This is a genomic window from Peptostreptococcus sp., from assembly GCF_977045075.1.
This window is the reverse complement of record NZ_CDRRTB010000080.1, coordinates 1-8,732: the sequence shown is the minus strand read 5'-3', so window position 1 is coordinate 8,732 and position 8,732 is coordinate 1. Positions and strand designations below refer to the sequence as shown.

Genomic DNA, 8,732 nt, shown 5'->3' with positions numbered 1-8,732 from the left:
CAAGTCTGCTGTCTCCCATACCATCTTTTCGTAATTTATATTAGCTATTCCCTGACTATTAGCATTCTCTCTTGCCAGGTCCAGCATATTTTTAGAAATATCAGTCATGGTCACCGACTGGGCTAGTCTCGCCATAGGGATGGCATACCTACCGCTACCTCCACCTATATCAAGCACGCTGGCACCCTCTAGTATACCGGCCTCTGCCAGCCTGTTCACTACCTCATCTACAAATCCCGACTTGTCCGTTTTTACTGCTTCATTGAAACTAGCGGCCCTCATATCCCACATTTTTTCTGAATCTATATCCTTATTTTGATGCCTTGTCAGCATTTCTTCGTAAAATTTCCTGTCCATATCTGACCTCCTATTTTTTACTGCTTGTATAATATTTATAATGGTTGCATCATTTCAAGTACAATCCCATCTGGATCTTTAAAGTAAAAAGCCCTACTTTTTCCAAATCCATCTGAGCTAAAATCAAAATATTGAGGTTCAGACAAACATTCTACATTATTCTTGATCAGGTCTTCGTAAACTAAATCAATGTCATTCGTATAAAAACATAATTCAGAAATAGATGTGGCAAATAAATCTGGCTCTATTTTTCTAATTTCATTATCTATAAACTGAATCAGTTCCACAGGTGGAGCTTGAATATTTTCAGAAGCATTTAAGTAAGCAACTCTTGCCTTACAATTTTCTTTACAAAATATCTTATCTGTCGCTTCACCAACCATCAATATTTCTCCCTGAAACTTTAATCCAAGTATGTCTCTGTAAAAGGCAATTGATTTATCTAAGTCTGATACCGTCAAGCCTACATGATATATTCTTCCAACCATATCCAATCCCCCTCCTAAAGTTATCTTTTGTTTCACTACATATTCGTATTTTAGCATTATTTACCTAGATTTTCATTATGTAGATTATTATTCATTCATAATAAGATGTAACAAATAATAATCTAGTTACTCATTATACCATTTTTAACCAGCTAGGGTCATACTTATCGTCTAACTTGATAAAGTATAGGACTCCCTCCCTTTCATCCATGTGGACCTGCCCCCTCTTTACCATGTGAAATACATGGGCCATAGTTTCACCGGATGCAAAGAACTTCTGGGCTGGTGGGAAATCATCCCAAGAATCAGCCTTGATTCTCCAGCTAATCCTAGGAGATAGGTCCCTGATAGTATATTCTACACCAGGCTCCATGACATCTAGTATTTCCTGAAGCCTCAAGATATGGTGGTCTATAATCTCATCAATCCTCTTTATATAGTCTAATACCGGGTCCCTATGTGTTGAAAATACATGGTCAAAATCCATCTTTCTCAAACCTAGCAGGGTATTCATATAGGTATTCAGGGCATCCCCCTCTTCAAATCCCCAGAAGGTAATATTAGGAGTAATCGTCTCTAAGATTGTATCACCACAGAAAAATATCTTGTGCTTCTTTTCATATAGGCCTATATGTCCAGGTGTGTGCCCCTTTAGGTCCATTACTTCAAATTCATATTCGCCCGTTCTTATTATGTCTCCTGGTGCTACTATGTCCATGTCTACCTCATCGGGTGCCTGGAACAAATAGCCTGGGTGGTCTTCTAACATTATTTCACCGTCAGTCACATTAAAGTAGTCTAGAAGCTTATACAAAAGCTGCCAGTAGATACCATTGGCAGCATCATTGATTATCTTTCCATCGGCAGCACTGGCATAGACCTTACAACCAGCACTCTTGAAGTTTGATGCCAGGCCAGAGTGGTCGGCATGCATATGGCTAATAAAGAGGTCGGTATCCGACATTTCAAGACCAAGGTCTGCCAAACCTGCTAGCATAGAATCTAGGGTATCTTGTGTATGGTAACCCGTATCCAATACTAGGTTCTTGTCCCTATCCTTGATTATATAAATATTTGTAGCCTTTAGGGGACTCTTTGGCAAGACCACCTGAAAAGTATATATATTCTTATAAACTTCCTTAACCATAAAAACTACCTCCTAACCTCTTTACTGAATTCTACTTACTATTATATTTAATTACAATATAATATTGGATCTTTAAAATCCACTTTTATTTTATGCCCATCAGGCCTTCTTGGTATATCCTTAAATCCATGACTTTTAGGTCCTCTGCTATCATAGGCCTAAAGTCCATCTGACCCAATATGTCCTTGTCTAAATCTACTCCAGGTGCTATCTCTATAAGTTCTATTCCATCCTCTCTAAGGGCAAAAACACATCTTTCAGTAACAAAAATAACATTTTGACCATTCTCAAAACTCTCCTCTGCACTAAAGGTTATCTCATCTATTGTCTTTTTAAATTTCTTCCTTTTTCCTTCCTGGACAATAACTAGCTTACCGTCTCTAACCTCTGTTACCAGGCCTCCTGCCGTCATTGTGCCACAGAAGACTATATCCTTGGTAGACTGGGTAATGTCTATGAATCCTCCACAGCCACCAATCCTGTCACCAAACCTACTTACATTTATATTTCCACGTGGATCCATCTCGGCAAAGCCCAAGAAGGTCTTCTTTAGACCTCCACTGTTATAGAAATCAAACTGACTAGCCATGGCTAGGCCTGCCCATGAGTTCACAGCCGAACCAAAGTTAGATCCACCTAGGGGTATTCCTCCAATAAGACCACTCTCTACTGTAAGTATTATATTTTCAAGGCCCTCTTCCGCTGCAACAGAAGATACCGCCTCTGGTATTCCTATACCAAGATTTACTACCGAATTATCCTCTAGCTCTAGGACTGCCCTCCTTGCAATAAGCTTCCTCTCATTTAGATATAGGGGCTTAAATCCATACTTGTCAGACTTGTACCTACCAGCTATTATAGGATCATAGTATACTCCCGGTGTCTGACGGTGGAAGTTTATAGGGTCTTCAGACTTCACAATGGCATCAACAAATACACCCGGTATCACTACGTCCTGCCTGTTCATAGACTGGGAAGAAACCACATTCTTCACCTGGACTATAACCTTACCACCAGAGGCCTTTACAGCCATTGCAACATCTAAAGAGTCTATAATTGAGGATTCCTCCTCCATACTTATATTACCAAATTCATCAGCACTGGTTCCTCTGATAATACCAATATCATAGCTAGGAACCTTGTACTTCAAGTATTCTTTTCCATCTATTTCTATAAGATCTACAAGGTCTTCCTTGGCAGCATCATTTACCTTGCCACCCCTTAGCCTTGGATCACAGTAGGTTTTCAGACCTATCCTAGTAATTTCAAAATCCTTACCACCTGCAGCCTGCCTGTATAGATGAGCAATTACACCCTGAGGAAAGTTATAGGCCTCGACCTCATTTCTCAAGACCATATCTATCATTGGCCTGTTGTTGGCAAAGTGGGCTGTTACATACCTCTTTATCAGACCTGGATAGGATAACTCACATATCCCCTGGTCATTATTGTTTCCTAGACCAGCCCCCTGGTACAGGGTTAGGTTTTTAGGCCTACCATCACTTAGGTATCTCTGTCCAATTTTTACCATCATCTCTCTGGCAGCAGTTGCCAGCATAAATCCAGAAAAGGCTACTGTATCCCCATCTTTTATTAGGTCAATAGCCTGGTCAAAATCCATCAGCTTGTTCATCTTTTCCCCCTAGTAGTTCATATACTGGTTCAAGGTCTCAATTACCTCTTTCGCAGTTTCCATATGATTTATCTGGTCCCTAAACCTGGCAGAGTTCTTCATACCCTTTAGGTACCAACCTATATGCTTACGCATCTCTCTTACGGCCACATATTCTCCATGCTCTTTTATAGCCAAACCCATATGCTTGATAGCTACATCTATCTTCTCATCCTTGCTAGGCTGATCTAGTAGCTGGCCTGTCTTCATATAGTGGTCAATCCTCTTAAATATCCAAGGGTTGCCCTGGGCCCCCCTACCAATCATAATGGCATCACATCCAGTATGGTCCTTGATTCTAATGGCATCCTCCACACTAGTGACATCCCCATTTCCTATAACAGGTATAGATATTTGAGACTTTACCTCCCCTATAATATCCCAGTCCGCCTGACCAGAATAATACTGCTCCCTAGTCCTGCCATGTATTGTAATGGCACATATACCACAATCCTCTGCTATCTTGGCTATCTCTAGAGCATTTATAGAATTATCATCCCAGCCCTTACGTATCTTTAGGGTAACCGGCTTCTTTGAGTTTTTCACAACCTGGTCTAGGACTTGTCCTGCCAGTTTGGGATTTCTCATAAGGGCAGACCCATCACCATTTTTCACTACCTTAGGTGCTGGACAACCCATATTTATATCCAAAATTTCATTTGGGTAGTCATTTAAAATTTGGGCCGCCTTGCCCATAAACTCTGGGTCACTTCCAAATATTTGGACTGCCACCGGATGCTCTTCATCCAAGATATTAAGCATCTTCTTCGTATTTTTATCATCATAGCAAAGGGCCTTGGCATTTATCATCTCTGTATATAGGAGCCCACAGCCTAATTCTTTGCATATTAACCTAAATGGCAGGTCTGTTACTCCTGCCATTGGTGCTAAAAAAACTTCATTTTCAACTTCAAAATCTCTAAATTTCACTATATTACTTCTCCTATCTAAATAAAAGAACTATATATCTTACCCTTCCTATATATTCTTCTCGTATATTATCCTTAGGCCTTCTAGGGTTAGATTTGGATCTATAACATCTATAGCATTTGTTTCCTGGGATATCATATTAGCCAGACCACCAGTTGCTATTACAAGTGTTTCCTCATCTTTTAGCTCCTTCTTCATCAGACCTACTATTTTTTCAACCTGGCCTGCATAGCCATATATTATACCAGCCTGCATGGCTGATACTGTATCCTTACAAATAACTGTCTCTGGAGTCACTAGTTCCACCCTAGGAAGCTTAGATGCCTTTTGGAAAAGAGCCTCACTAGAAATCTTCATACCTGGAGAAATCGCCCCACCTATATACTCGCCCTTCTTTGAGACAGCACAATAGGTAGTTGCTGTTCCAAAATCTATGATTATAACCGGGCAGTTATACTTAGATATGGCAGCAACTGCATTTACTATCCTATCTGCACCGACCATCTTAGGGTCCTCATACTTTATATTTAAACCAGTCTTTATACCAGGTCCAACAACCATTGGACTGATATTACAGTACTTCCTGCAGAAGTTCTCCAAAGAGTGCATTACTGCAGGCACAACAGATGATACTATAATCGCATCTACTACACCTAAGGAAATATTACTAGCATCAAATAGACTCTTAATCAGTACGCCATACTCATCAGAAGTCTTATTTAGGTCTGTATTTATTCTCCAGTCTCTTACTAGGTTATCTCCATCGTATACACCTAATACCATATTTGTATTTCCTATATCAAAAACCAACAACATATATATTTACCATTCCTTTATTATTTATTGTTAAAAATATTACGCGCATTTATTCAAATGCCAAGGGCTTGAAACTAGCCCTTTATAACGTTTTTATTATATCATTAATATACACCAAGGTACAGAAAATTTTTTTAACTCCCTATGTAACCTAAATTTTTAATTATAATATTAGGGTCAGATGCTTAATTTTATGACTTTATTAGTACAAAAGGCCCTTATCAAGTGCGGATTGTGATAGTATAATATATGTAATAGTAAAATTTTATTAGGATGGTGACACGATGACAAAAACCAGAGAAAAGGTGATAAATATACTAATAGATAATTCAGATAAGTATATATCCGGAGAGTATATGTCAGATATATTAGGCCTATCAAGGGCCTCTGTTTGGAAACATATCAAGGCCTTAAAATGCGAAGGTTTTGACATAGAATCAAAGGCTGGACACGGATACAGGCTACATCGAAAAGAAAAAAAGGGGCTTAGCTCCTATGAGATAAAGCACCAGTTAAAGACTTCCTACATGGGCCAGGAGGTCTACTACTTTGAATCCATAGACTCTACCAATATATATGCCAATACTATAGCCAACCAGGCCCCTGAAGGAGCTGTAGTGGTATCCAAGGAACAAACTCAAGGAAAGGGTAGGTCCGGCAAGGTCTGGGTATCCGACTATGACCAGGGAATTTACTTCTCAACAATACTTAAACCTTCCATACCTATTAGTAGGGCATCCTTTCTTACCCAGGTAGCAGGGGCAGCCCTGGCTACTAGCCTGGAAAACTTGGGTGTAGCCTGCCAGATAAAATGGCCAAACGACCTGGTTTTAAATGGGAGAAAGATAGCCGGCATCCTAACAGAAATGAGGGCAGAGATAGAGAGTATTTCCTATATAGTAGTTGGAATAGGGGTGAATATTGGTCCTAAGACCTTTGAAGAGTCCATAACTACTGTTGCTACATCCCTTGCCAATGAGGGCTATCAAATTCGAGACCTAGACCTTCTAAGGACCTTCTTTATTGACTTTGAAGACCTTTATGAGGATTTCAAAAAGAGGGACTACTCTAGGATATTAGGTATATTAAAGGACAAGTCAGCGGTCCTTGGTAAGGAAATCTACCTGATTAGGGATGGACAAAAGGACAAGGTATTTGCCGAAAATATAGATGAATATGGTAATTTGATAGTTAGAAATGAATTAGGACTTTTGGAAGAGGTCTTTACTGGAGAGATTTCTATCAGGGGGCTGGATTCTTATATATAGTTTAAATGGCTATCTTCAAGCAGGGTCTGAGGATTTTGTGGGTATGTAAATTAATCCTGCATCCCCTGCTTTTTGCTAGCCTTCACACTAACCATATCTTTATTTTTTATGAGACTCGTAAGTAATTTCATCATCTACGGAATGAAACTTTTATAAATCAACTTTATTTTTATAAGCATCAACTATATTTTTTTCCCAATCAGATGAATACTTGTTAAGATCATGAATATCTTTTTCTATGTTATTTCGTTTAAAAGTACTTCTCACATCTGAGTTTGCATTTATATCTGAAACAGGACGAGGGACTTTTGAAAATATATCGTAATTTGAATCATACGGATTGGATAATTTGTTATCAGTATCTGCTACCCAAACTTTCCATCCATCCTCTCTTTTTACCATAAGCAATTTTACATTATAACTTATGGATGCCTTTGGTTTAGACTCTTCCCCTTTATAATTAAATAGCTCTGTAACCTTTACAGATATATTTTTGATATTTTCATTATTTTCATCATCGGAAATATCATATTCTTCGAATAAAGTTTCTTCGTTTGTAGAATTTCCAGTAACTGTAACTTCTTTTGACTCTCTTAATATTAAATCCATTGCCTTATTTCTTTTGATAAGATATTCTTTGAAAAAAATAGCGTCTTTATCGACCATGTCATAATTTCCTTTTGATAAAAATGTTACTGACATATTACTAGAAATAAAACTTTCAACCACATTTTTTAAGTTTTCATCTTCACTTTTTTCAATTTTATTATTGGAAGCTGTTGGCGATGCAAAAATTATAATTGATATTGAAAATATAATAATAAACGATAGAATAAAAGTAGCTCTTTTTTTCATATAAACCCCCCTTCAAATATCCTGTTTTTATCACAACAATTATTATTTTTATTATAATTTATATTAGTCTAAATATCAATAAAAAACAGAGGTTGTCTTCTATGCCTAAAAAGGAGAATGCTGACCTCTGTTTTATTTATATCGTCTTACGTTTACTTTTACACTTGAGCTCTCAAACTCTAGTCCTCCAGATCAATAAATTTGGTTTCTTAGAATTCTATTCTTTCTTCAACCTTCATCATTGACCTAAACTCAGCAACAGCTTCTTCTAGCTTGAAGATCTTCATCTTAAAGCCTGTCTTTTCATTGTATAGCTGCTTTAACATTGGTAGTACCTCAAAGGCCTTAGCTTCTAGGTCTGCTGATTCAACAAATACTGCCTTACCAAAGTAACGGATAAAGTCAGTTTCTATTGTAGCACAGATTTCTACATAAGGATTAGCCTGCATCTGTTTGTAGACTTCCTTGAAATCTCCTACACAAAAATATATTTCATCATCAACCAACATCTGGAAACCAATTGGTCTACACTTAGGCTTATTACCATCTACTGTAGTTAGATAATATACTCCTGCCTTGCCTAAAAATTCGCTTACTCTTGCCTTATTACTCATAATAATCAAACCCCCGTTCAAAAATCAATTCGTAGTTACCCTACCCCTATATTATATCATGTCTGGGCCTATAATATCCTATTTATAAAAAAGTTCAAGTAAATTTTGTATATTAAAAGGGCTGGTATAAAGACCCAACCCCCTTACTATTCATGATTTACTCTTCATCTCTTCTATCTTCACTTACAGAATTGTCACTACCAATTGGCTTGTCATCACTTGCTAAATCCTGAGAAATTGTAGCCTTGTCTTCACTTACAAGGTCTTGAGAAGCAAGTAGCATGTCTTCACTGCCAGTATCTTCAGAAATGACAGGTTTATTGTCATTTACAGGTTTTTCTGGAGTGCTATCCTCTTTAGACTTGTCGTTTTGACCAAGTGACAATCTCATTTCAAAGGCCTCTTCAAACTGCTTGTCGTTAAGTGTTTCATACTCTAGTAAGGCCTTAGCTATATAGTCTAGCCTATCCTGGTTTGACTTCAGTATCTCCCTAGTCTTTTCATAGGCATCCACAACAATCTTTCTTACTTCCACATCTATTTCAGATGCAACCTCTTCAGAATACTGTCTTGAGTGACCTATGC

At 37.9% G+C, this 8,732-nt stretch carries 9 protein-coding genes and 1 pseudogene; 1 reads left to right on the top strand and 9 read right to left on the bottom strand.

All coding sequences use genetic code 11. The annotated features are described in order from the left end of the window. From ACW6OJ_RS06745 to ACW6OJ_RS06720, 6 genes are all read right to left on the bottom strand, one after another. On the bottom strand, nucleotides 1–357 hold a 357-nt coding region (locus ACW6OJ_RS06745; protein ID WP_456096099.1), incomplete at its 3' end, for a class I SAM-dependent methyltransferase. A gap of 35 nt (nucleotides 358–392) precedes the next feature. After that, a complete protein-coding gene (locus tag ACW6OJ_RS06740; protein ID WP_293437611.1) occupies nucleotides 393–845 on the bottom strand; it encodes a VOC family protein in 453 nt (150 codons plus the stop codon). A 133-nt stretch (nucleotides 846–978) separates the two neighbouring features. Then, a complete protein-coding gene (locus ACW6OJ_RS06735) occupies nucleotides 979–1,992 on the bottom strand; it encodes an MBL fold metallo-hydrolase (RefSeq protein ID WP_456096098.1) in 1,014 nt (337 codons plus the stop codon). 85 nt (nucleotides 1,993–2,077) lie between these two features. Beyond that, nucleotides 2,078–3,625, bottom strand: coding sequence for an acyl CoA:acetate/3-ketoacid CoA transferase (locus ACW6OJ_RS06730; RefSeq protein ID WP_456096097.1), 1,548 nt, complete (start codon nucleotides 3,623–3,625; stop codon nucleotides 2,078–2,080). A 9-nt stretch (nucleotides 3,626–3,634) separates the two neighbouring features. Beyond that, nucleotides 3,635–4,594 carry a tRNA dihydrouridine synthase DusB gene (gene dusB / locus ACW6OJ_RS06725; protein WP_456096096.1) on the bottom strand — a complete coding sequence of 320 codons (960 nt, stop codon included), beginning with the start codon at nucleotides 4,592–4,594 and terminating at the stop codon, nucleotides 3,635–3,637. Between the two features lie 48 nt (nucleotides 4,595–4,642). Then, the gene (locus ACW6OJ_RS06720; protein ID WP_293431307.1) at nucleotides 4,643–5,410 is read right to left on the bottom strand and encodes a type III pantothenate kinase; all 768 of its coding nucleotides are present in this window, start codon (nucleotides 5,408–5,410) and stop codon (nucleotides 4,643–4,645) included. Between the two features lie 284 nt (nucleotides 5,411–5,694). On the opposite strand from ACW6OJ_RS06720, the gene ACW6OJ_RS06715 reads away from it, so the two are divergent. Beyond that, complete coding sequence (locus ACW6OJ_RS06715; RefSeq protein ID WP_456096095.1) at nucleotides 5,695–6,678, top strand: biotin--[acetyl-CoA-carboxylase] ligase; 984 nt, start codon at nucleotides 5,695–5,697, stop codon at nucleotides 6,676–6,678. 150 nt (nucleotides 6,679–6,828) lie between these two features. Here ACW6OJ_RS06715 and ACW6OJ_RS06710 read toward each other — a convergent pair whose 3' ends face one another. The 3 genes and pseudogenes from ACW6OJ_RS06710 to ACW6OJ_RS06700 all read right to left on the bottom strand — a co-directional run. Beyond that, on the bottom strand, nucleotides 6,829–7,533 hold the full coding sequence (locus ACW6OJ_RS06710) for a hypothetical protein (protein ID WP_456096094.1): 705 nt from the start codon (nucleotides 7,531–7,533) through the stop codon (nucleotides 6,829–6,831). A gap of 209 nt (nucleotides 7,534–7,742) precedes the next feature. Further along, complete coding sequence (locus ACW6OJ_RS06705) at nucleotides 7,743–8,147, bottom strand: pyridoxamine 5'-phosphate oxidase family protein (RefSeq protein WP_007787962.1); 405 nt, start codon at nucleotides 8,145–8,147, stop codon at nucleotides 7,743–7,745. A 157-nt stretch (nucleotides 8,148–8,304) separates the two neighbouring features. Next, nucleotides 8,305–8,732: pseudogene (locus ACW6OJ_RS06700) on the bottom strand (ATP-dependent zinc metalloprotease FtsH); the annotation flags it as partial.